We start from the raw sequence: 20,876 nt of genomic DNA, 5'->3' as shown, positions 1-20,876 counted from the left end.
CTGGGGCTTCCCCGCTGCGGGGTCGCACGGCTACGGTAGATCCATTAGTCACTCTTGGGAAGTAGGCACTTCTTGGTAACCGACCCCTCTCTCACGCTCGACCCCTATGCCGACGGCTGCCCCACGCGGCGGGTGCTCGATCGCATCGGCGACCGGTGGACGGTCCTGATCGTCGGCACCCTCGAGTCGGGCCCGCACCGCTTCACCGAGATCCGCAAGAGCGTGTCGGGCATCTCGCAGAAGATGCTGACGCAGACGCTGCGCGGTCTCGAGCGCGACGGGCTCGTGACCCGCACGGTGTTCGCCGAGGTGCCGCCCCGCGTCGAGTACGAGCTCACGACGGCCGGTCGCACCCTCTGCGCGCCGCTCAAGGCGCTCGAAGAATGGTCGATCGAGCACTTCGGCGACGTGCGAGAGGCCTGGGGCGAATACGACGAGCGGATCGCCTAGGAGGCGCGGGTCGGGTCCCGATCGGCACCCGCCCGCCGGAGTGACCCTGGCAATCGGCCTGCGCTTCCGATGCATCCGCATCGATCGCACCGATCCGTGAGATGGTTGAGATAAGCAGACATCCCGGTGGATCCACCGGTCCTGCATGCAGATACCGTCCCCTGCCTGTGCCGCCTCCCGCGGCATCTCAAGTGCCTCCTCCCGACGGTCGCCCTCTCCCTGAACCGAGTGGAGCCGACCACGGTCGCCAGGAGCCGGGACACCAGCCGACGGCACCCGTGCCGCCCGGAAGGACCGCACCATGAAGACCATCGTCAAGGGCACCATCGCCACCGCCACCGGCGTCACCCTCCTCCTGGGGGGCGCGGGCACGTTCGCGCTCTGGAACACCAGCGCCGAGACGGCCGGCGGCACGATCGTCTCCGGTGGCCTCGAGGTCGAACCCAGCGCCGAGGCCGCCACCTGGACGGTCAACGGAGGCGCACCGCAGTCGACCATCGCCGGCTACCCGATCGTGCCCGGCGACGTCGTCGTCTACTCGCGCGACATGACCGTCACCGCGCACGGAGACGGCCTGAACGCGGCCTTCACCCTCGACCCCGCCTCGATCGAGGCCAGCTCGACGTCGTCGTCCGACGTGGCGCTCGCCGACTACCTCTCGTCGACGGCCCAGCTGACCGCCACCGGCGACGGCATCACGACGACCCCCGACGCCGTGACCGTGACCGGGCGCGACGGCCTCGAGGAGGACGTCACCGTGGCGGTCACCATCGAGTTCCCGAAGAGCACCACGGTCGGCTTCGAGAACGACACGCAGCTCGGCTCGGTGGACCTCGGGGCCGTCGCCGTGACCCTGACCCAGATCTAGTGGGCGCCCGCGGCACGTGGCTCGTCGTGGGGGTCGTCGCGACCGTCGTGGCGGCCGTCGTGTCGCTCGGCGAGGTGGGCGGTTCGTCGGCCCGACTCAGCGACTCGGCCAGCACCTCCGACGGTCCTGTCGTCGTGACGTCGGGGTCGGCGTCGCTGACCCTCGACGCGCTCGCCCTGCCCGCCGACCCGCTCTACCCCGGGCTCACCCTGCGCGGCCCCGTCACGGCGACGAACACCGGCACCGTCGGGCTCTCGCTCGGGGTGGCCGCGGCGACCGTGACGAGCGTCCACGCCGACACGGCGCCCGTGCCCGCCCTCCTGCTCGGGTTGGGCACGGCCACCTCGGCGACCGACTGCCGCGCGGGCCGCGCGGCCTCCGTCTGGTCGGGCACCGCGACCGATCGACCTGCCGCCGCGTCGGCGCCGACCAGCGTCGTCCTCGCCGCGGGGGAGTCCCGCACGCTCTGCGTCTCCGTCGCGATGGGCGACGACGGTCGGAGCACCTCGCAGGGACTCGGCGACCTCGCCCTCGCCCTGCGTCTCACCGGAACGCAGGTCTGACCGTGCCCACGAACACCCGATCGCATCGCGGGTCGCGCCGGCCACCGAGCCCGCGCCGCTCGGTGCGTCGCGCCCCGGTGTGGGGCGCCGCCCTCGTCGTCGCCGTGCTCACGGCGCTGATCGCCGTGCCCGCCGAGGCGACCTGGACGGCACCCGTGCAGACCGCCTCGGCGACCACCTCGACCGGTCGGCTGGCCGTCGCGCTGACCGGTGTCGAGAGCCTGGCCACGACGTACTCGTCGTCCGCCCTCTCGCATCTGGCGACCGTCACGGTCGCCAACGCCGGCACCGTGCCCGCCCCGTGGACTCTCGCCATCACCCCCGCGGGCGGCTCGACCCTCGCCACCGCGACCCGCGTCTCACTCTGGCCGCTGACCTCGGGTCGCTGCGGCAGCCGACCCGCCGATGCCTCGTCGGGAACGTGGGCGACGGTCGGCGCACCCTCCGGGACCCTGCCGGTCGGCGCCTCCTCGTCCTGGTGCGTCCAGACGTCGATCACCCAGGCCGACCGGTTCGACTCGGTGGGCCAGACGGCGAGGCTCACCGCCGCGCTCACCGCGCGCCTCGGTTCATGGACCAGCGCCGGCTCGGCGACGTCGACGCAGACCGTCGCCGACACCCTCACGCCCGGGGCGCCGACCAAGACCTCCGAGACGGACAGCAGCATCTCGCTGACCTGGGCCGCCTCGTCGGACTCGGCTGCGGTGTCCCGCTACGGCGTCTACCGCGACGGGGTGCTCGTCGGCACCGTGCCGGCGTCGACGCGCAGCTACACCGACACCGGGCTGGGGGCCTTCCGGTACTACGCGTACGCCATCCGCGCGCTCGACGCGTCGAACCCGGCCCGCACCTCCCCGGCGTCACCGGCCATCCGGCACGCGACCGCGTACTTCACCAACAGCGATCGGTACGTCGTCCGCGACGTCGCCACGAACCGGTGCGCGACGGTCGGCGGCTCGACGAGCGGATCACCGCTCTGGTCGAGCGGCTGCCGGGGCACCACGACGCAGCTGTGGCAGTTCGTCGCCGAGGGGCAGTACCTGAAGATCACCTCGCCCGCGGTCTCGGGTCTGTACTGGGACAGCGCCAGCGATCGCCAGTCCGTGCTGCGCTCGGACAACGCGATCAGCGCTCAGCGCTGGACCGCCGTGCCGGTCGGCACCGGGACGGGCATGTTCCAGTTCCGAGACAGGAACTCGCTGTGCCTGACCAGCACCGGGTCGGGTGTGACGACGCAGATGCAGGTGTCGGCGTGCACGTCGTCGGAGACCCAGCTGTTCACCCTCGGGGCGTCGTCGTGACGCACGCGGCCCCGCCGTCGGGGTCGCGGGCGGGGTCGCGCTCGCGGTCGGGCTCCCGCTCGCGGTCGGGCTCGGGCTCGGGCTCGCACGCGCGGGGCGGGTCGGATCGGCAGGGCCGGGGCCTCGGCTCGATGCTCGCGCAGGCCGTCGCGGTGGTCGTGCTGATCGGCGTCGTGGCCGTCGGGCTGCTCGCCGTGGTCGTGCCGCGGGTGGTGGGCGGCGTGCCGCTGACCATCCTGACCGGCTCGATGGAGCCCGGTCTGCCTCCCGGGACGCTCGTGGTGGTGCGCCCGGTCGATCCGGCCGACATCCGGGTCGGCGACGTCGTGACCTATCAGATCCGCCCCGGGGTGCCCGGCGTCATCTCGCATCGTGTGGTGGGGGTGACCGTCGGGGAGGCGGGCCGCACGTTCACGCTGAAGGGCGACGCCAACGCCGAGCCCGATCGCGACGCCGTCGTCGAGGGGCAGGTCATGGGCGAGGTCTGGTACTCGGTGCCGTGGCTGGGGCGGCTGAACACGGGCGTCTCGGCGGGCGCGCGCGCGTGGCTCGTGCCGGCCGTTGGCGTCGGGCTGCTCGGGTACGCGGCGTTCCTCACCGGGCGCGGCGTCGTCCGCCGTCGCCGCGCGGACCGGCAGGGCTGACCGCTCTATCCTGACGAGAGGGGATCGGCTGCGACGATTGGAACCGCGATGAGCATGGAAGGCGCGGCCTGGAGCTCGCTCTACAAGATCTCGAGCGCGAGAGACGGCCAGCACGGCATCTCCCGCGAGGCCGTGCGGCGCATCATGAAGTTCGCGGTGCCCTACCGGTCCAGGCTGGTGGTGTTCATCGCCCTGTCGATCGTCGGGGCCTTCCTCGCGGTCGCGACGCCGGTGCTGGCCGGCCGGGTGGTCGACGTCATCGTCGCGCGGGGCGAGGTGGCCACGATCGTGCGGCTCGCCGTCCTCATCGCCGCGGTCGCCGTGGCCGACGCCGCCGTGTCGCTCGTGACGCGCTGGTTCTCGGCGCGGATCGGCGAGGGCGTGATCCTCGACCTCCGCACCGCCGTGTTCGACCACGTGCAGAAGATGCCGATCGCGTTCTTCACGCGCACCCGGACGGGCGCCCTCGTGAGCCGTCTGAACAACGACGTCATCGGCGCCCAGCAGGCCTTCAGCGGCACGCTGTCGGGCGTGGTCACGAACATCGTGGCCCTCGTCCTCACCCTGATCGTCATGCTCAGCACGTCCTGGCTCGTCACGGTCCTCGCCGTGATCATGCTTCCCATCTTCCTGGTGCCCGCGCGGCGCATGGGCAGCCGTCTCGCCGCGCTCCGTCGCGAGGCCGCCGACCACAACTCCGCGATGAGCACCCAGATGACCGAGCGCTTCTCGGCACCCGGCGCCACCCTCGTCAAGCTGTTCGGCCGCCCCGACGAGGAGGCCGAGGAGTTCCGCGTCCGCGCCGCCCGGGTCCGCGACATCGGCGTCCGCAGTGCGCTGCTGCAGTTCGTCTTCGTCACCGCGCTGACGCTCGTCTCCGCGCTCGCCTTGGCGCTCGTCTACGGGCTCGGCGGGTTCCTCGCCCTGGCCGGTCAGCTGGACACCGGCGAGGTGGTCACCCTGGCGCTCCTCCTCACCCGCCTCTACGTGCCGCTGACCGGTCTCGCGAACGCCCGGGTGGAGATCATGAGCGCCGTGGTCAGCTTCGAGCGCGTCTTCGAGGTGCTCGACCTCGAACCGCTCATCACCGAGAAGCCCGACGCCGTCGTCGTGCCCGAGGGCCCGGTGGCCGTCGAGTTCGACGACGTCCGCTTCGCCTACCCGTCCGCCGACAAGGTGTCCCTCGCCTCCCTCGAGGAGGTGTCCACACTGGACACCCGCGGTGGCGACGAGGTGCTGCACGGTGTGTCGTTCCGCATCGAGCCGGGGCAGACGGTCGCCCTCGTCGGCACGTCCGGTGCCGGCAAGTCGACGATCGCGCAGCTGCTCTCGCGCCTGTACGACGTCGACGGCGGCGCCGTCCGCCTCGCGGGGACGGATGTCCGCGACGTGACCTCCGCCTCCCTGCGGCGCACCCTGGGCATGGTGACCCAGGACGGCCATCTGTTCCACGAGACGATCCTCTCCAACCTGCGGTTCGCGAGGCCCGAGGCGTCCGACGACGAGGTGTGGGACGCCATCCGCCGTGCGCGGCTCGAGCCGCTCATCCGCTCGCTGCCCGACCAGCTCGACACGATGGTGGGGGAGCGCGGCTACCGGCTCTCGGGAGGCGAGCGTCAGCGGATGACCATCGCGCGCCTCCTGATCGCCCAGCCGCGCGTCGTCATCCTCGACGAGGCGACGGCGGCCCTGGACTCCACGTCCGAGGCGGCCGTGCAGGCGGCGCTGAGCGAGGCGCTCGAGGGTCGGACGGCGATGGTGATCGCGCACCGCCTCTCCACCATCCGCAGCGCGGACATGATCCTGGTGGTGGAGGACGGCTCCATCGTGGAGCGCGGCACGCACGACGAGCTGATCGCCGCGGCGGGCCGCTACGAAGAGCTGCACCGGACCCAGTTCGCCGTGCAGAAGGACGTCGCGGCCGACGAGGAGGCGCGGGGCGGGTCGTAGCCCCCGAAGCGTCGAGCCCTGCGCCGACGTCTCGCCGCTCGCGGGCGCGCAGGCGGACGGGTCAGTGGCCGGCGCCCAGCCTGCCGGCGAGCCGGTCGTGCATCCGGCTGGAGGCCTCGTTCATCCCCTCGAGGACGACGTGCTTGCCGCGCCGCTCGTATCTCGTCGTGACCGCGTCGAGGGCGGCGACGGTGGAGGCGTCCCAGACGTGCGCCTGCGTGAGGTCGATGACGATGCGCTCGGGGTCGTCGCGGTACCGGAACAGGGTGGTGAGATCGTTGCTGGAGGCGAAGAACAGCGCCCCGGTGACGGTGTAGTGCGCTGCGGTGCCGTCATCGGCGAGTGTGCGCTCCACGGTGGCGAGGCGGGCGACGCCGCGCGCGAAGACGACCATGGCGGTGATGACGCCGACGACGACGCCGATCGCGAGGTTGTGGGTGACGACGACGACCGCGACGGTGGCGACCATGACGATGGTCTCGCCGATCGGCATCCGCCTCAGGGTCGAGGGGCGGATGCTGTGCCAGTCGAAGGTCGCGACGGCGACCATGATCATGACGGCGACGAGGGCCGCCATCGGGATGATCGCGACGACGTCGCCGAGCGCGACGACGAGGATCAGCAGGAACACGCCGGCGAGGAACGTCGAGATGCGGGTGCGCGCGCCGGAGGCCTTCACATTGATCATCGTCTGGCCGATCATGGCGCAGCCGCCCATCCCGCCGAAGAGGCCGGAGAGGATGTTCGCCGCGCCCTGACCGAGCGACTCGCGTGTCTTCTGCGAGGGGGTGTCGGTGATGTCGTCGACGAGCTTCGCGGTCATCAGCGACTCGAGGAGTCCGACGAGCGCCATCGCGAACGCGTAGGGGGCGATGATGCTCAGGGTGTCCCAGGTGAGGGGGACGCCGGGGATGAGGAGCTCGGGCAGGCTGCGGGGCAGCTCGCCTTCGTCGCCGACGGTGGGCACGTCGATCGCGGTCACGACGACGGCGACGGTGATCAGCACGATCGCGACGAGCGGAGCGGGGACGACCCGCGTCAGGCGCGGCATGAGGATCATGACGACGATGCCGACCGCCACGAGCGGGTAGACCAGCCACGGCACGCCGATGAGGTTCGGCAGCTGAGCGGTGAAGATGAGGATCGCCAGGGCGTTGACGAAGCCGACCATGACGCTGCGGGGGATGAAGCGCATGAGTCTGGCGACGCCGAGGACGCCGAGCACGATCTGGATGATCCCGGCGAGGATGACCGTCGCGATGAAGTAGTCCAGTCCGTGGTCGCGGGCGACGGGTGCGATGACGAGCGCGATGGCGCCCGTGGCCGCGGTGATCATCGCGGGGCGCCCGCCGAGGAACGCGATCGAGACGGCCATGACGAACGAGGAGAAGAGACCGACCCGGGGGTCGACGCCGGCGATGATCGAGAACGAGATCGCCTCGGGGATGAGGGCCAGCGCGACGACGAGGCCGGCGAGGACCTCCCGGCTGAGGATCTTCGGGGTGCGGAGCGCGGTCAGCACCGAGGGCTCGGCGCGGTCCCGGCTCGTGGTGGACGGGGTGGTCGCTGTGGTCATGAGGACTCCTGGGGGAGAGGGGCTCGCATCGTGTGAGCCGGGTGGGTGTCGACGGAGGGGTCGGCGCGCGTCGGCGCCACGCCATCTGCTCGACCGCATCTGAAGGCGGGAGAATGGCGGGAGGAAGTTCTGGTGCTCGGCTGATCAGCCGACGAATTGAACTCTACCCTAACGTAAGGGTCGAGTAGGAGGTCGGTCACACATGGCGACATCGAACGGCATGATGCACATCGGTGAACTCGCCGAGCGTTCCGAGATGTCGCTGCGCAGCCTGCGGCACTACGACGAGATCGGCCTGCTGTCGGCCTCGGGTCGGACCGAGGGCGGTTTCCGGCTCTACACCGAGACGGACTACGAGCGGCTCATCCTCATCCGTCGCATGAAGCCCCTCGGATTCAGTCTCGACGAGATGGCGGATCTGCTCCGGATCATCGATGCTCTCGAGAACGGCTCGGACGAGAACCGTCGGGCGGAGCTGCGTGCGGAGCTGAGCGGCTTCGTCGAGCAGACGATCACGCGGCGGGAGAAGCTGCGCCGGCAGCTCGAGATGGCCGACGAGTTCCTCGAGCTCCTCCGCACCCGCTGACCGGCCGCCTACCGGGGAGGGTGCTCTCCGGCGAGAATGGCGAAGACCAGGCTGTCGGTCCATTCGCCCTTGCTCCAGAAGTCCTGACGGTGGTGCGCCTCCTGTCGCATGCCGACCCGGGTCGCGAGGCGAGCGGACGACGTGTTGCGGGCGTCCATCTGAGCGACGACGCGATGGACGTCGTCCTGTCCGAACGCGATCCGCAGACCAGCCGAGACCGCCTCGGTCGCGTAGCCGCTGCCTCCGTGCTCGGGATCCACCGTCCACCCGAGCTCGACCGTGCGCCGCTCCGCCTCCGTCCGCCAGATCGAGATCGCCCCGATCGCCAGACCCGCCCGCTCGATCACGAGCGAGAGCGCACCCACGGGCTCGGCCAGACCCGTCCGACGCAGCCGTCGATCGAGCTGGACCCGGCCGGACTCGACCGTCCACGGCTCCTCCAGGAGGTACCTGGCGACGTCCGGCCGGGAGTAGATCGCGACCAGTCGATCGAGGTCGCTCTCGCGATGCAGGCGGAGGGTCAGGCGAGGAGTCGACGCCACCGTGTCACTGTCCATGACCTCGATCCTCCTGCATGCGCCGTGTGCGCAGCCGGCTAAGGGCTCCGCATCGGGCATGAGTCCATGATGGGCCCGTCGGGCGATCGAGCGCGACATGGTCCCGCCCCGCGCGACGACCCGCTGGGGCGAACCCGGAGCCGTCGCCGCGACGTGACGCGCTCGCGTCCTAGCCTGGAGGGACGGACGGACGGCTCCGGATGAGAGGACGCATCATGCGACGTGACGAGCTCCAGCAGCGGGCCGCGGCTCGGGCGGACGAGCTGCCCGGGGCCGAGCTGACCCATCCCTTCGGCGAGGAGTGGGACGTCTACAAGGTCCGCGACAAGGTCTTCATGCTGCAGACGGCGCTGAGCGGCGACCCGATCGTCGTCCTCAAATCGTCACCCGCCGACTCGGAGGCGCTCCGCAGCGACCACGACGACATCACTCCCGGCTATCACATGAACAAACGGCACTGGATCACGCTGCACCCCGACGGCGGCCTCGATGCCGGCCTCGTCGACGAGCTCGTCACGGAGTCGTATCTGCTGGTCGTGCAGGGGCTCCCGAGGGCCCGGCGACCGGTCGACCCCGACGCCTTCGCGGAGCGGTGACCTAGCTCGCAGGGCGCCCCCTCAGGCTCGGCACGAGTCGGGGGACGACTCGGACGAGCACCACCATGCCGACGAGTTCGACGAGGGTCTGGGTCACGACGACCACCGGCGCCAGCGACATCGATGCCGGGAGCGCGAGTGCGAGCGGCAGCACGACGAGCGAGTTGCGGGTCGTGCCGCTGAACACCAGCGCCCGGGTCGCGGGCGGGTCGAACCGGAACACCCGTCCCGCCCCCACGCCGAGGGCGACCATGATGACGACGAACCCCGCGTAGATCGGCACCAGCACGAGCAGCCGGCCGAACGACGCGCCCACGGCTCCGGCCTGCGATGCGACGACCAGGAACAGCGTCGCCGTCATCAGCGGGACCATCAGCGCCAGCATCGTCCGCTCGATCGCGACACCGGCTCGATGACGGCGTGCGACGGCCTGCACCGCCGCGGCCGCCGACAGCGGGACGGCGATGAGCACGACGAACGCGCGGGCGAAGGGCCCGATCTCGACGACGGCCACGCCGTCGGGGCCGATCATCAGCAGCAGGTACAGGGGGAGCAGGAGGATCTGGGCCAGCATCAGCACCGGTGCCGCCGCGAGCAGACGGGCGGAGGCTCCGCCTGCGAGGCCCGCGAAGACGATGACGTAGTCGATGCACGGGGTGAGCAGCACCAGGAGCACCCCGAACAGCAGGGCGGGTTCGTCGTCGACGAACCGCGACAGGCCGAACGCCACCACCGGGACGACGACGAAGTTCAGCACCCCGATCGCGACGAGGAAGCGCCCGTCGCGGAGCGCCCGCCGGATGGTCGCGAACGGCACACCGAGGAACGTCGCGAAGAGCAGCAGGGCGAGCACGGGCTCGATCGCCACCTCGAGGGTGTGCGCGGCCGGCACGGTGAGCCCGACGAGGCCCGCTGCGACGATCGCCGCCAGGTAGAGGCCGATCTGGTGCCGCTCGAGCCAGGACACGGCGCCGGTCAGGTGGGCGTCGACGGGCGGAGAGGAGGGCACCCGAACGACGGTAGGGCCTCGCGGCGGCGGCCGGGCACGCCCCGCCGTCTCCGCGAGCGGTCGTGGTGGGTCATGATGAGCGTGTGGGCGCATCGGATCACTTCTCAGGCGACGAGGTCGGGGTTCCGCTCGGCACCGGTCCCGACGTGCGGTCGCCCACTCGCGAGCTGGCCCGCGAGGTGCTCATCCACGGGCCGATCGCCCGCAGCGACCTGATCCGCCGGCTGGGGCTCTCGGCGGCCAGCCTCACGCGTCTGAGCAGGCCGCTCCTCGACGACGGGTTCCTCATCGAGAGCGACGAGCGCGCCCGGGGCGGCATCGGACGCCCGGTGCGACCGCTGGACGTCCGGGTCGACGCCCACTGGCACGTGGGTGTCAAGCTCACCGGAGAGCACGCCTTCGGGGTCGCGACGGACCTCCGTGCGGCGGTCCTCGCCGAGGCCGTGGTCGAGCTCGGCGACCACTCGCCGGAGCGCATCGTGGAGGCGGTGGCCGAGATCGTCGCGGAGCTCACGAGCGCGGTCGGCACCGTCGCGCCCACCGCTCTCGGCGTCTCGATCGGCGGTCGGGTGTCGGGCTCGCGCGTCGTCGTCCGAGCGCCCTTCCTCGGCTGGTCCGACATCGACCTCGGGGGGCTCCTCGCGACCCGGCTGGCTCTGCCGGTCGTCGTGGCGAACGACGTCGTCGCGCTCACCGAGGCCGAGCACTGGTTCGGACTGGGCCGGGGGGTCGACGACTTCGCGGTCATCACGATCGGTGCCGGTGTCGGGTACGGCCTGGTCGTGCACGGGCGTCAGCGGATCACCAGAGACACCGGGCTGGGGCTCGGGGCGCACCACCCCCTCGACCCGACCGGGCCGCTGTGCTCGGACGGGCATCGCGGGTGCTCGAGCGCCATGCTGTCGATCCCGAGCATCCGCGCCTCCGTCTCGGAGGGGTCGGGGAGGGACGTCTCGTACGACGACGTCCTCGCTCTGGCCGGTGCGGGCGACCCGGCGGCCCGGACGGTGACGGAGCAGGCCGGTCGTGCCCTGGGGCGGTTCATCGCCGCGGTCGCCAATCTCACGATGGTCGACACCGTCGTGCTGGCCGGCGAGGGCATCGGGCTGGTGCCGCTCGTGCGGACGCGGATCGAGGAGGCGCTGGCCGAGGATCGAGACCCCGACGCGTCGGTCGTCGAGCTCCTGATCGGCGCTTCGGACTTCGGCATCTGGGCTCGCGGGGCCGCCACCATGGCCATCCAGTCCCGCATCGGGCGGATCGGCTGAGCCGCGTCGGTGTGGGGTCGCGGCGGGGACATCACGTGACGATGGTTCCGGTTCTCATCATCGATTGGATAAACGTATTGCCATAGATGCATGCGTCTGATGTGATGGGTGCATCCCCCCGATGAGAGAGGCACCACCATGACCGATGCAGAAGTCCACGCCGAGCACACCGTCACCGAGCACGAGCACGGCACCGAGTGCGGCCACGAGACCGTCACTCACGACGACCACGTCGACTACGTCCACGGCGAGCACAAGCACGCCCAGCACGGCGACCACTACGACGAGCACTGATCGTCCGACGGCCGACCGCGCCGCATGATCGAGGGTCCCACCGGTCGGTGGGGCCCTCGTCGCATTCGCGGAGGCTAATGTGTCGGTCATGAGCACCGATGCCCTCGACTCCGCGGCGGAGCTCTTCAAGGCCCTGTCGTCGGCCTCGAGACTCAGACTCCTCCGCCTCCTCGGCGAGGGGCAGGCGGGCGTGACCGCGCTCGTGGAGGCCTCGGGTCTGGCTCAGCCCCTGGTGTCGCAGCATCTGCGCGTCCTCCGATCGGCAGGTCTCGTCGAGGTCACGCGCGTCGGCCGCGAGGCGATCTACTCGGTCGCCGACCGACACGTCTCGCACATCGTCGACGACGCCGTCGAGCATGCCGGCGAGGCGTCTCGAGCCTGAGCCTCGTCGCCCTGGGCGCCGAGCCGGTCGCGCATCCGTGTCAGGTCGCGATGCGTCGGACGACCCTCGCCGGGTTGCCGACGGCGACGACTCCCGACGGGATGTCGCGGGTGACGACGGCCCCGGCGCCGATGACGCTGTCGTCGCCGATGGTCACGCCGGGGCAGACGATGACTCCGCCGCCGAGCCAGACGTTGTCGCCGATCGTGATGGGCCGGGCGGCCTCGAGCTTGTCGCGTCGCGGCTGCGGGTCGACGGGGTGCGTGGGGGTGAGCAGCTGGACGTTCGGCCCGATCTGGCAGTCGTCGCCGATGGTGATCGTGGCGACGTCGAGCGCCGTGAGGTTGTAGTTGACGAACGTGCGGGCCCCGATGTGGATGTTCTCGCCGTAGTCGACAAACAGGGGCGGCTTGACGAACGCGTCGACGCCGAGTGATCCGACCAGCTCTTCGAGGAGGGGCCTGGCGGCGGCCTCGTCCTCCACGGCCGCCCGATGGTAGGCGTCGGCGAGGCGCACGGCCCGTTGCGCGAGGCGCGCGTTCTCGGGGTCGTCGGCGATGTAGAGGTCTCCGGCGAGCATCCGTTCGCGGTTGCTGCGGTCGTCTCCGGCGAAGTGGTCGACAGTCATGTGGACGACCGTACACATCGAACCCCCGCCGTGTCGGCTCGGCCCGTCGGCGCTGCCCGTCGGCGTCGCTGACCGCTCGCCGACCGGTCACCGACCGGCTGGCTCCTCATGCAGCACCTTGCGGGCGACGAGGTTGCCGAGCAGCTGCGCGACCTGCACGAGCACGATGATCAGCACGATCACGGTCACCATGACGAACGTGTCGAACCGCTGGTAGCCGTAGGTGATGGCGAGGTTGCCGAGTCCGCCTCCGCCGACGAGTCCGGCCACGGCGGTCGCGTCGACCAGGGCGACGAAGATGTAGGTGAGGCCGAGCACGAGGGGTCCGAGGGCCTCGGGTACGACGATCGTCGCGAGCACCCGCACGGGCGACGCCCCCATCGCGGCGCCCGCCTCGACCGAGCCTCGGTCGACGGCCACCAGGTTCGTCTCGGCGATGCGCGCGATCGAGAACGTCGCGACGATCGTCAACGCGAAGATCGCGGCCTCCGTGCCGATGCTCGTGCCGATCACGACACGGGTCAGTGGCGAGATCGCGACGATCAGGATGATGAACGGGATGGGCCTGATCACGTTGATCACCGCGTTCAGCGACGTGAAGACCACCGCGTTCTGCAGCAGGTTGCCGCGCCGGGTCGAGTAGAGCACGAGCCCGAGCACGAGACCGAGCACCGTCGCCAGGACGAACGACACGGTCACCATCTGCAGGGTCTGCAGCAGCGCCGTCACGATCTTCGGCCAGAGGACGGCGGGGTCGATGTCACGCACCGGCGGTCACCTCCGTCACGGTCGTCGTCCGTCGGAGGTCGACGACCGCCCGGTCGATGGCCGTGTCGTCGCCGAGCAGCTCGACGGTCAGATCGCCGAACAGCCTCGACTGCAGCTCGCTGATGCCGCCGTAGACGACGTTGAAGTCGATGCCGTGCGTGCGGGCGACGCGGGAGAGGAACGGGTCGTTCGATTCGCGGTCCTCGACGTGGAGGCGCACGATGCGTCCCGTATGCACCTCGCGGATCCGCGCGAGGGCTCCGGGAGTCGCCTCGTGGTGCAGCACCGACGAGACGAACCGCCTCGACGTGGGGTGCTGCGGGTCGGCGAAGAGCTCGTAGACCGATCCGCTCTCGACGACCCGGCCGCCCTGCATCACGGCGACGCTGTCGGCGAGCTCGCGGATGACGTCCATCTCGTGGGTGACCAGCAGCACCGTCAGGCCGTACTCGTCGTTGACCCGGCGCAGCAGGTCGAGCACCTCGCCGGTCGTCTGCGGATCGAGCGCGCTGGTGGCCTCGTCGGAGATCAGCACGTCGGGCCGGTTGGCGAGGGCGCGGGCGATCCCGACCCGTTGCTTCTGCCCGCCCGACAGTCTGGCCGGGTACTCGAGCGCCTTGTCGGCGAGTCCGACGAAGTCGAGCAGCTCGTCGACCCGGTCGACGGTGTCGTCTCGGGACAGCCCCGACAGCCGCAGGGGATAGGCGATGTTGCCGTAGACGGTGCGCGACGACAGCAGGTTGAACTGCTGGAACACCATGCCGATCCGGCGGCGGGCCGCGTACAGCTCCCTGCCCTTCAGCGACGACACCTCCCGCCCGTCGACCACGACCCGACCGCTCGTCGGCCGCTCGAGCGCGTTCACCGTGCGCAGCAGCGTCGACTTGCCGGCCCCCGAGTAGCCGACGATGCCGAAGACCTCGCCGCGCCGCACCTCCAGGTTCACGTCGCTGAGCGCCTCGAAGCGCCGGCCCTGCACGGTGTACGACTTCGAGACCTCCTCGAAGGTCACGACCGGGGCGGCGGTCACGAGTCCAGCTCGCGCGCGGCGGTCTCGAGCTCGGCGAGCGTGCTGCGGAGATCGGCGGCCGACACGTCGACGAGCTGCGTGGCGCCGAACGACTCCTCCTCGAGCGCGTCCGCCACTCGCGGGTCGGCGTAGGCGTCGGCGAGGAGGGTCCACGCCTCGTCGTCCGCGTCGTCGGCGCGCGTGACGACGGCGTTGACGTAGGGCCGCGACTCGGCGCTCAGCGAGTCGTCGAGGTAGAGGGCGTCGTCGGCGTCGACGTCCTGCGAGGGGTCGAAGTACGACGTGCCGACCACCACGGCGTCGAGGCTCGGGTCGTCGAACTGGGTGGGGATCGTCGTCGCGCCGATCGGCACGAACTCGAGCCCGAGGTCGTTGCCCGTCACGTCGTCGACGGTCGGGTAGACGCCCACGTCGGGGCCCAGCTCGATCAATCCCGCGGCCTGGAGGATGAACAGGGCGCGGCCGCCGTTCGAGGCGTCGTCGGGGATGGCGATCCGGGCCCCCTGGCCGATGTCGCCGATCGAGTCCAGGGTCGCCGAGAAGACGCCCCACTGCGTGATCGTGGTGGAGAACACCGGGGTCAGGTCGGTGTCGTTCGCGACGTTGTAGGCGCTGAGGAACGCCGTGTGCTGGAAGGCGTTCGCGTCGACCTCGCCGGCGACGAGCGCGGAGTTCGGCAGCGTCCAGTCGTCGAAGTTGACCCACGTGACGTCGAGCCCCTCCTCGGCGGCCACCGTCTTCACGGCGTCCTGGAGGTCGCTCTCGCCGCTGCCCGCGATCCGCACGCTGAGCCGTTCGCCCGACCCGCCCGAGCCCGCGGCCTGCGCGTCGGCGCCCCCGACGGCGGTGCCCGCCCAGAAGCCGCCGCCCACGAGCGCCGCCGCGACGACCACCCCGACGCCGGCGAGCAGCCCGCGTCGCCGCCGCCGCCGAGAGTCGTCGAGGGAGGCGCGGAGCCCGCTGGGTGCACGTCCTCCGCCTGCGGACCCCCGCGGATCGGACTCCCGCGGATCGGACTCCTGCGGATCGGACTGCTGCGGTGCGGACTGCTGCGGTGCGGACTGCTGCGGTGCGTCGTGATCGGACACGGTGACTCCTGACGTCGAGGGGCGGGTGATGGCTGTGAACCCTGCCAGAGCCCCGCGCCGCGCCGTGCGACATGTGTCGCCGTCTTTCGCCGTGTGTCACGACGTGTCGTCATGTGACGGGGCACTGTCGCGACCGGTCCCGCCCGTGACACAAAGGACGGCATGAGCGAACAGAACCGCGACCTCGACGAGCGCCTCGAGTCGGCCTTCGGCCCCGTGATCGAGGCGATCGCAGACGGCGCCGTGGCGCGCGAACGCGACCGCCGCCTCCCTCGTGACGAGGTCGCCGCCCTGAAGGAGGCGGGCTTCGGGGCCCTGCGCGTGCCGACCGCATTCGGTGGCTGGGGCATCTCCCTCGAACAGGAGTTCCGCCTCCTCATCCGCCTCGGCGCCGCCGATTCCAACCTGCCCCAGCTGCTGCGCGGTCACATCGCGTTCGTCGAGACGCAGCGGGCGCAGCCCGAGGGGGCGCTCCGCACCGAATGGCTCAGGAGGCTCGGTGCCGGTCGCACCCTCGTGGGCAACGCCCAGGCGGAACGCGGCGACGCGACGGCCACCGAGACGCGCCTCGACGAGAGAGGCGGTCGCCTGCTGCTCTCGGGGCGGAAGTTCTACAGCACGGGCACGATCTACGCCGACTGGATCTGGGTCGGGGCGAGGCGGGGCGACGAGGCCGTGGCTCTGGCGGTGCCGGCCGATGCGCCGGGGGTCACCCGCGTCGACGACTGGAACGGGTTCGGTCAGCGCCTCACGGGCAGCGGCACGACCGTGTTCGACGACGTCGAGGTCGACCCTCGACAGGTGCTGCCCTGGAGCGAGAACGCCGAGCGTCGACCGCTGGCCTACACGCAGGCGCTGTACCAGCTGGTGCTGCTCGCGGCGCAGGCCGGCACGGCGCGGGCCGTGCTGCGCGACGCGGTCGGGTTCGTCCGCCCGCGCACCCGCACGTTCGGGGTGGCGGGCGTGTCGCTGCCCCGGGAGGATCCGTCTGTCCAGAGCGTCGTCGGTCGTCTCTCGGCGATCGCGTCGTCGGTCGAGGCGATCACGCTGTCCGCCGTGCGGGGTCTCGACGCGCTCGACGGCGACGACGGGGCCGGCGAAGACGAGTACCAGCGGGCGCTGGCCACCGTCTTCGAGGCGCAGCAGGTCGTGCTGCCCCTGGTGCTGGAGGCGGCGACTTCGCTCTTCGAGGTGGGAGGCGCGTCGGCCGTCGACGCGGACCGGTCGCTCGACCGGCACTGGCGCAATGCGCGCACGATCGCCTCGCACAACCCCGCGATCCACCGCGAGCGGGCCCTGGGCGACCACCGGCTGAACGGCACGCCGTTCCGCACCGGCCCGCATGCCGCCGCCGCTGCCGCAGGCACTGCCGCTGCTGCCGGCGAGGGGGTCGCCATCAGCGACCGCCGCGACCTCCCGCCGAGCCGGCGCCGTCGAAGAGGAGCGTGACCGTGGCGCCGAGCGCGGTCGCGTCGGGCTCGCGGCGGGTCAGCACGTTCAGCAGGACGACGCCGACCAGCGCCTCGACGAGCGCGTCGAGGGGGGCGTCGGCGTCGACCTGACCGTCGCGCCGACCGGACTCGAGCCGTGCGACGAGCTCGGCCCGGGCGACGGAGGTGACGTGGTCGTCGTAGTGCCGGGCCACGTCGGCGTCCTCGGCCGTCGCCGCGATCGTCGCACGGACGAGACCCCCCGTCGTCGGCTCGGTCAGCGACGCGGAGGTCTCGATCAGCCAGTGCGTGACGTCGCGGCGCACATCACCGCTGCTGGGCACGGCGACCCGGGGGAGGAGGTGCCCCGAGAGCATCCCCTCGGCGACCAGCGCCCCCTTGTTCGGGTACCAGCGGTAGATGGTCGCCTTGCCGACCCCGGCGGCCGCCGCGATCCGGTCGAGCGACAGCTTGTCGTAGCCGCGCTCGGCGAGCTCGCTCGTCGTCGCCTCGAGGATGGCCAGGCGCGCCGCCTCGCTGCGGACCCGGCCGGGGCGTGCTGTCGTCATACGGTCATCCTCGTGCACGGCGCGGGCCGGTGATCGCCGACCCGCGCCTCCTGGGCTTCGCCGACCCGCGCCTCCTGAGATGCGCCGCCTGCAGAGGCGCGCCGCCTACTGGACCGACCAGCCGCCGTCCGAGGCGAGCACCGCGCCGTTGATGTTGACCGCGTCGTCGCTCAGCAGGAACGTGATCGACGCGGCGAGCTCCTCGGCCGTGGCGACGGTCGGGATGGCCGCCTGGAAGGGCCGCAGTCGCGCCGAACCCGCCTCCGACACGTTCGCGGGGAACGGGATGCCGGTCGCGACGCCGCCGGGGGCGACCGCGTTGACCCGCAGGCCCTGCTTCGCGTACATGAACGCGGCCGACTTCGTCAGCCCGACGACGCCGTGCTTCGACACCGTGTAGGCGTTGCCCGACGCGTTGCCGCGCAGACCCGCCTCGGAGGCGACGTTCACGATCGAGCCCCGGCCCGCCGCGAGCATGACCGGGATGACGGCGCGCGAGAGCTTGAAACCGCCGGTCAGATTGATGCCGATGACGCGCTCCCACATGGCGTCGCTCGTCTCGTGCAGCGGCGAGAAGTCGTCGTTGATGCCGGCGATGTTCGCCAGCGCGCCGATGCGGCCGCCCGCGACCTCGACGATGCGGTCGATGTCGGCCTGGCTGGTGATGTCGCCGACCACTGTCTCGACGGTGCTGTCGGGCAGGGAGGCGACCAGCGCCTCCAGCCCCGGCGCGGTGATGTCGACGGCGATCACGCGCCCGCCCTCTCGGGCGACACGCGACGCGGTGGCCTTTCCGATGCCGCCCGCGGCCCCGGTCACGACGACCGTCCGCCCTGCGAAGCGACCGGCGGTGATGGTCTCGCGCCACGGGCCGTCGGCGTCGTCGGTGTCGTCGGGCCGGACCCCGCCGTTGACCTGCAGCACGAGGCCGTCGACGAGCTCCTGGGGCAGTCGGCCCTGGCTGAGCGACACGAGCTGCTGCAGGGGTAGGCCGAGCACCGGGGTGAGGGTGCTCTCGTCGAACTCCCCGCCCTGGGCGAGCGCGCCCCGCAGGGCCGGCCCGCCCTCGGAGTGCTCGAGCCAGCGGCCGATCGTGCTCGAACCGGTCAGGGGGGCGGTGTTCTCGGGCATGCGGGTCTCTTCTCCACGGGTCGGGCGGCTTATTTCGAGACAGTTTGTCTCGTTTTGCTGGGAGCGGGCCGGATGTCGTCGCCGCACGACCTGGGGGGAGGGTAAAGCGACAGGTGTAGCGTGAAACGAGGTGCGCGACGTCGCGTGCCGAGGGCTCGGCGAAGCGTCGGGTCCGCCGAGTCACCGAGAGAACCGGAGTCATCCCCATGGAGCGTTTCACCGACAAGGTCGTCCTCATCACCGGCGGGGGGTCCGGCCTCGGCCGCGCCGCCGCCGTCCGTGTCGCACAGGAAGGTGCGCGCGTAGCGCTCGTCGACATCTCCGAGAAGGGCCTCGCTGCCTCGCAGGAGGCCGTGCTCGACGCCGTCCCCGGTGCCGAGGTGCTGACCGCCGTCGCCGACGTGTCGAGCGCAGCCGACGTCGACGCCTACGTGACCGCCACGCTCGAGCGCTTCGGACGCATCGACGCGTTCTTCAACAACGCCGGCATCGAGGGTCGGCAGAACCTCACCGAGGACTTCGGGGCCGACGAGTTCGACAAGGTCGTGTCGATCAACCTCCGCGGCGTCTTCCTCGGGCTCGAGAAGGTGCTCGGCGTCATGCGCGCCCAGGGCGACGGCGGCGCGGTCGTCAACACGGCGAGCGTCGGCGGCATCCGCGGCGTCGGCAACCAGTCGGGTTACGCCGCCGCGAAGCACGGCGTCGTCGGGCTGACCCGCAACTCGGCCGTCGAGTACGGCCAGTTCGGCATCCGCGTCAACGCCATCGCGCCGGGAGCGATCTGGACCCCCATGGTCGAGGCCTCCATGCGCCAGCTCGACGCCGACGACCCCAAGGGCGCCGCCGAGCAGTTCATCCAGATCAACCCGACCAAGCGCTACGGCGAGGCCGCCGAGATCGCTTCGGTCGTCGCGTTCCTGCTGTCGGACGACGCGACGTACGTCAACGCGGCGGTCGTGCCGATCGACGGCGGGCAGTCGGCCAAGTACTAGCGTTCGGCTCAGACCCCAGCAATTCGCTTTGACCCCAGTGCGCGCAAGGGGGTCTGAGCGAATTGCTGGGGTCTCGTCGCGCTACGCGTCGCGCGGCACCCGCACGCGCAGCGCCCCGGCGTCCATCGTCGTGCGGAACCCGATCGCCTTGCCGAAGCCGTCGCCGTCGAGCTCGATCTCCTGGGGCTCCGACAGGCGGGCCGTCAGCTGCTTCGCCTTGACGTAGTTCATCGCCGCGATCTCGCGCGAGCCGACGATGCGCTTGAGCGGAGTGCGCTGCACGAGGCCGTTCTCGATCAGCACCTTCCCGATGATCTGCAGCCAGTGGCCGAGACCCTCGGGGCGCAGCAGCATGATGTCGAACTGGCCGTCGTCGAGAGCCGCGTCGGGCAGCAGCAGGATGTTGCCGGTGAGGGTGCCGCAGTTGCCGACGATCACCGTGTTCACGTGCGATCGCTTCGTGGGCCCGTCGTCGAACCGGTACCGCAGCTTGAGGGTGTTCTCGTCGCGCAGGGCGACGACGATCGCCTTGACGTAGGCGAGCCAGCCGATCTTCGCCTTGAGGTCCTCGTCGGTGGCGGCGAGCATCTTCGCGTCGATGCCGACCCCCGCCATCACCAGGAACGCGTGCTTCGAGATGGAGCCGTCGCCGGCGCGGATCTCGATGCGTCCGAGGTCGATGGCGCGGTCCTGACCGGTGAACGCGGTGTGGATCGAGTGGTCGACGTCGTCGAGCGTCAGGTTCATGTTGCGCGCGAGGAGGTTGCCGGTGCCCGACGGCAGCAGGGCGAAGGCGACGTCGTGATCGGCGAGCGTCTCGGCGACGATGCGCACCGTCCCGTCACCGCCGGCTGCGATGACCAGGTCGACCCCCGCCTCCAGCGCCTCCAGCGTGGCGCCGCGCCCCGGGTCCTCCTTCGACGTGTCGAACCAGAGCGTGTCGTCCCATCCCGCGGCCTTCTGCTCGCGATCGACGACCGCCTTGACGGCATCGAGATCGATCTTGATGGGGTTATAGACGACGGCTGCGCGCATGGACGACCTTCTGAGTGCGGGGTGGTCCTCCATGAAACCGCAGAACACACGCCGAAGGTCGCCGAGCCGAGGAGGCGCGGTGCCCGTCGCGTCCGGAGCCCCGGCGGGTCACGGGGGCGCCATCGGCCCCCGGCGCCAGGCCCGTCGGCGCCAGGCCCGTC

The 20,876-nt window shown here is 71.3% G+C and carries 23 protein-coding genes; 13 read left to right on the top strand and 10 right to left on the bottom strand.

What is annotated here, in order from left to right; all coding sequences use genetic code 11:
- Positions 1–72: 72 nt before the first annotated feature.
- From IFT51_RS08495 to IFT51_RS08470, 6 genes are all read left to right on the top strand, one after another.
- Positions 73–450: a helix-turn-helix domain-containing protein gene (locus tag IFT51_RS08495; RefSeq protein ID WP_192060663.1), complete on the top strand. Its 378-nt coding sequence runs from the start codon at positions 73–75 to the stop codon at positions 448–450.
- 301 nt (positions 451–751) lie between these two features.
- A complete protein-coding gene (locus IFT51_RS08490) occupies positions 752–1,318 on the top strand; it encodes an alternate-type signal peptide domain-containing protein (protein WP_192060662.1) in 567 nt (188 codons plus the stop codon).
- Positions 1,318–1,881 (top strand): hypothetical protein, encoded by a 564-nt coding sequence (locus tag IFT51_RS08485; protein ID WP_192060661.1) that lies wholly within the window; start codon positions 1,318–1,320, stop codon positions 1,879–1,881. The genes IFT51_RS08490 and IFT51_RS08485 overlap by 1 nt, the downstream gene beginning before the upstream one ends.
- 2 nt (positions 1,882–1,883) lie before the next feature.
- A complete protein-coding gene (locus tag IFT51_RS15555; protein ID WP_192060660.1) occupies positions 1,884–3,182 on the top strand; it encodes an RICIN domain-containing protein in 1,299 nt (432 codons plus the stop codon).
- The gene (locus tag IFT51_RS08475) at positions 3,179–3,826 is read left to right on the top strand and encodes a signal peptidase I (protein WP_192060659.1); all 648 of its coding nucleotides are present in this window, start codon (positions 3,179–3,181) and stop codon (positions 3,824–3,826) included. Before IFT51_RS15555 ends, IFT51_RS08475 begins: the two co-directional genes overlap by 4 nt.
- Positions 3,827–3,874: 48 nt before the next feature.
- Positions 3,875–5,776: an ABC transporter ATP-binding protein gene (locus tag IFT51_RS08470; RefSeq protein WP_192060658.1), complete on the top strand. Its 1,902-nt coding sequence runs from the start codon at positions 3,875–3,877 to the stop codon at positions 5,774–5,776.
- 61 nt (positions 5,777–5,837) lie between these two features.
- Here IFT51_RS08470 and IFT51_RS08465 read toward each other — a convergent pair whose 3' ends face one another.
- Positions 5,838–7,352 carry a SulP family inorganic anion transporter gene (locus IFT51_RS08465; RefSeq protein ID WP_192060657.1) on the bottom strand — a complete coding sequence of 505 codons (1,515 nt, stop codon included), beginning with the start codon at positions 7,350–7,352 and terminating at the stop codon, positions 5,838–5,840.
- A 202-nt stretch (positions 7,353–7,554) separates the two neighbouring features.
- Here IFT51_RS08465 and IFT51_RS08460 point away from each other — a divergent pair, with 202 nt between their 5' ends.
- Positions 7,555–7,938, top strand: a complete 384-nt coding sequence (locus IFT51_RS08460) for a MerR family transcriptional regulator (RefSeq protein ID WP_192060656.1) — start codon at positions 7,555–7,557, stop codon at positions 7,936–7,938.
- Positions 7,939–7,946: 8 nt separating this feature from the next.
- On the opposite strand, the gene IFT51_RS08455 is transcribed toward IFT51_RS08460, so the two are convergent.
- Positions 7,947–8,495: a GNAT family N-acetyltransferase gene (locus tag IFT51_RS08455; RefSeq protein WP_192060655.1), complete on the bottom strand. Its 549-nt coding sequence runs from the start codon at positions 8,493–8,495 to the stop codon at positions 7,947–7,949.
- 215 nt (positions 8,496–8,710) lie between these two features.
- Between IFT51_RS08455 and IFT51_RS08450 the strand changes: the two genes are divergently transcribed.
- Positions 8,711–9,091, top strand: coding sequence for an MmcQ/YjbR family DNA-binding protein (locus IFT51_RS08450; RefSeq protein WP_192060654.1), 381 nt, complete (start codon positions 8,711–8,713; stop codon positions 9,089–9,091).
- Position 9,092: 1 nt separating this feature from the next.
- Here the strand turns inward: IFT51_RS08450 and IFT51_RS08445 are convergent, their stop codons facing one another.
- Positions 9,093–10,100 (bottom strand): arsenic resistance protein, encoded by a 1,008-nt coding sequence (locus IFT51_RS08445; RefSeq protein ID WP_371740746.1) that lies wholly within the window; start codon positions 10,098–10,100, stop codon positions 9,093–9,095.
- 83 nt (positions 10,101–10,183) lie between these two features.
- Between IFT51_RS08445 and IFT51_RS08440 the strand changes: the two genes are divergently transcribed.
- The 3 genes from IFT51_RS08440 to IFT51_RS08430 all read left to right on the top strand — a co-directional run bounded on the left by IFT51_RS08440 (position 10,184) and on the right by IFT51_RS08430 (position 12,044).
- A complete protein-coding gene (locus tag IFT51_RS08440; protein ID WP_371740745.1) occupies positions 10,184–11,368 on the top strand; it encodes an ROK family protein in 1,185 nt (394 codons plus the stop codon).
- A gap of 138 nt (positions 11,369–11,506) precedes the next feature.
- Positions 11,507–11,662 (top strand): zinc transporter permease, encoded by a 156-nt coding sequence (locus IFT51_RS08435; RefSeq protein ID WP_192060652.1) that lies wholly within the window; start codon positions 11,507–11,509, stop codon positions 11,660–11,662.
- An 88-nt stretch (positions 11,663–11,750) separates the two neighbouring features.
- On the top strand, positions 11,751–12,044 hold the full coding sequence (locus IFT51_RS08430; RefSeq protein WP_192060651.1) for a helix-turn-helix transcriptional regulator: 294 nt from the start codon (positions 11,751–11,753) through the stop codon (positions 12,042–12,044).
- Positions 12,045–12,084: 40 nt separating this feature from the next.
- Here IFT51_RS08430 and IFT51_RS08425 read toward each other — a convergent pair whose 3' ends face one another.
- The 4 genes from IFT51_RS08425 to IFT51_RS08410 form a co-directional block, all read right to left on the bottom strand.
- Positions 12,085–12,672 (bottom strand): sugar O-acetyltransferase, encoded by a 588-nt coding sequence (locus IFT51_RS08425; RefSeq protein WP_192060650.1) that lies wholly within the window; start codon positions 12,670–12,672, stop codon positions 12,085–12,087.
- An 87-nt stretch (positions 12,673–12,759) separates the two neighbouring features.
- A complete protein-coding gene (locus IFT51_RS08420; protein ID WP_243215034.1) occupies positions 12,760–13,440 on the bottom strand; it encodes a methionine ABC transporter permease in 681 nt (226 codons plus the stop codon).
- A complete protein-coding gene (locus tag IFT51_RS15550; RefSeq protein WP_192060649.1) occupies positions 13,433–14,470 on the bottom strand; it encodes an ATP-binding cassette domain-containing protein in 1,038 nt (345 codons plus the stop codon). The genes IFT51_RS08420 and IFT51_RS15550 overlap by 8 nt, the downstream gene beginning before the upstream one ends.
- A complete protein-coding gene (locus IFT51_RS08410; RefSeq protein ID WP_192060648.1) occupies positions 14,467–15,558 on the bottom strand; it encodes a MetQ/NlpA family ABC transporter substrate-binding protein in 1,092 nt (363 codons plus the stop codon). Before IFT51_RS08410 ends, IFT51_RS15550 begins: the two co-directional genes overlap by 4 nt.
- Before the next feature lie 162 nt (positions 15,559–15,720).
- On the opposite strand from IFT51_RS08410, the gene IFT51_RS08405 reads away from it, so the two are divergent.
- Positions 15,721–17,007, top strand: coding sequence for an acyl-CoA dehydrogenase family protein (locus IFT51_RS08405; protein WP_192060647.1), 1,287 nt, complete (start codon positions 15,721–15,723; stop codon positions 17,005–17,007).
- Here IFT51_RS08405 and IFT51_RS08400 read toward each other — a convergent pair.
- Together IFT51_RS08400 and IFT51_RS08395 are read right to left on the bottom strand one after the other, a co-directional pair.
- A complete protein-coding gene (locus IFT51_RS08400; protein ID WP_192060646.1) occupies positions 16,955–17,557 on the bottom strand; it encodes a TetR/AcrR family transcriptional regulator in 603 nt (200 codons plus the stop codon). The genes IFT51_RS08405 and IFT51_RS08400 overlap by 53 nt on opposite strands.
- Before the next feature lie 105 nt (positions 17,558–17,662).
- Positions 17,663–18,688, bottom strand: coding sequence for an SDR family NAD(P)-dependent oxidoreductase (locus IFT51_RS08395; RefSeq protein ID WP_192060645.1), 1,026 nt, complete (start codon positions 18,686–18,688; stop codon positions 17,663–17,665).
- Between the two features lie 206 nt (positions 18,689–18,894).
- Between IFT51_RS08395 and IFT51_RS08390 the strand changes: the two genes are divergently transcribed.
- Positions 18,895–19,680, top strand: coding sequence for an SDR family oxidoreductase (locus tag IFT51_RS08390; RefSeq protein WP_192060644.1), 786 nt, complete (start codon positions 18,895–18,897; stop codon positions 19,678–19,680).
- 81 nt (positions 19,681–19,761) lie between these two features.
- On the opposite strand, the gene IFT51_RS08385 is transcribed toward IFT51_RS08390, so the two are convergent.
- Positions 19,762–20,715 (bottom strand): diacylglycerol kinase family protein, encoded by a 954-nt coding sequence (locus IFT51_RS08385; protein WP_244637104.1) that lies wholly within the window; start codon positions 20,713–20,715, stop codon positions 19,762–19,764.
- Positions 20,716–20,876 lie beyond the last annotated feature (161 nt).

Source organism: Frigoribacterium sp. CFBP 13712, from assembly GCF_014842255.1.
In the GTDB taxonomy this organism is placed as follows: domain Bacteria; phylum Actinomycetota; class Actinomycetes; order Actinomycetales; family Microbacteriaceae; genus Frigoribacterium.
The sequence above is the reverse complement of the archived record's forward strand: the minus strand, read 5'-3'. Positions and strand labels throughout refer to the sequence as shown.

Coding starts and splice junctions, on each gene's coding strand:
- IFT51_RS08425 (WP_192060650.1), bottom strand. CDS start 12,672: ATGACTGTCGACCACTTCGCCGGAGACGACCGCAGCAACCGCGAACGG.
- IFT51_RS08470 (WP_192060658.1), top strand. CDS start 3,875: ATGAGCATGGAAGGCGCGGCCTGGAGCTCGCTCTACAAGATCTCGAGC.
- IFT51_RS08405 (WP_192060647.1), top strand. CDS start 15,721: ATGAGCGAACAGAACCGCGACCTCGACGAGCGCCTCGAGTCGGCCTTC.
- IFT51_RS08450 (WP_192060654.1), top strand. CDS start 8,711: ATGCGACGTGACGAGCTCCAGCAGCGGGCCGCGGCTCGGGCGGACGAG.
- IFT51_RS08385 (WP_244637104.1), bottom strand. CDS start 20,715: ATGCGCGCAGCCGTCGTCTATAACCCCATCAAGATCGATCTCGATGCC.
- IFT51_RS08490 (WP_192060662.1), top strand. CDS start 752: ATGAAGACCATCGTCAAGGGCACCATCGCCACCGCCACCGGCGTCACC.
- IFT51_RS08430 (WP_192060651.1), top strand. CDS start 11,751: ATGAGCACCGATGCCCTCGACTCCGCGGCGGAGCTCTTCAAGGCCCTG.
- IFT51_RS08455 (WP_192060655.1), bottom strand. CDS start 8,495: ATGGACAGTGACACGGTGGCGTCGACTCCTCGCCTGACCCTCCGCCTG.
- IFT51_RS08465 (WP_192060657.1), bottom strand. CDS start 7,352: ATGACCACAGCGACCACCCCGTCCACCACGAGCCGGGACCGCGCCGAG.
- IFT51_RS08460 (WP_192060656.1), top strand. CDS start 7,555: ATGGCGACATCGAACGGCATGATGCACATCGGTGAACTCGCCGAGCGT.
- IFT51_RS08435 (WP_192060652.1), top strand. CDS start 11,507: ATGACCGATGCAGAAGTCCACGCCGAGCACACCGTCACCGAGCACGAG.
- IFT51_RS08395 (WP_192060645.1), bottom strand. CDS start 18,688: ATGCCCGAGAACACCGCCCCCCTGACCGGTTCGAGCACGATCGGCCGC.
- IFT51_RS08400 (WP_192060646.1), bottom strand. CDS start 17,557: ATGACGACAGCACGCCCCGGCCGGGTCCGCAGCGAGGCGGCGCGCCTG.
- IFT51_RS08390 (WP_192060644.1), top strand. CDS start 18,895: ATGGAGCGTTTCACCGACAAGGTCGTCCTCATCACCGGCGGGGGGTCC.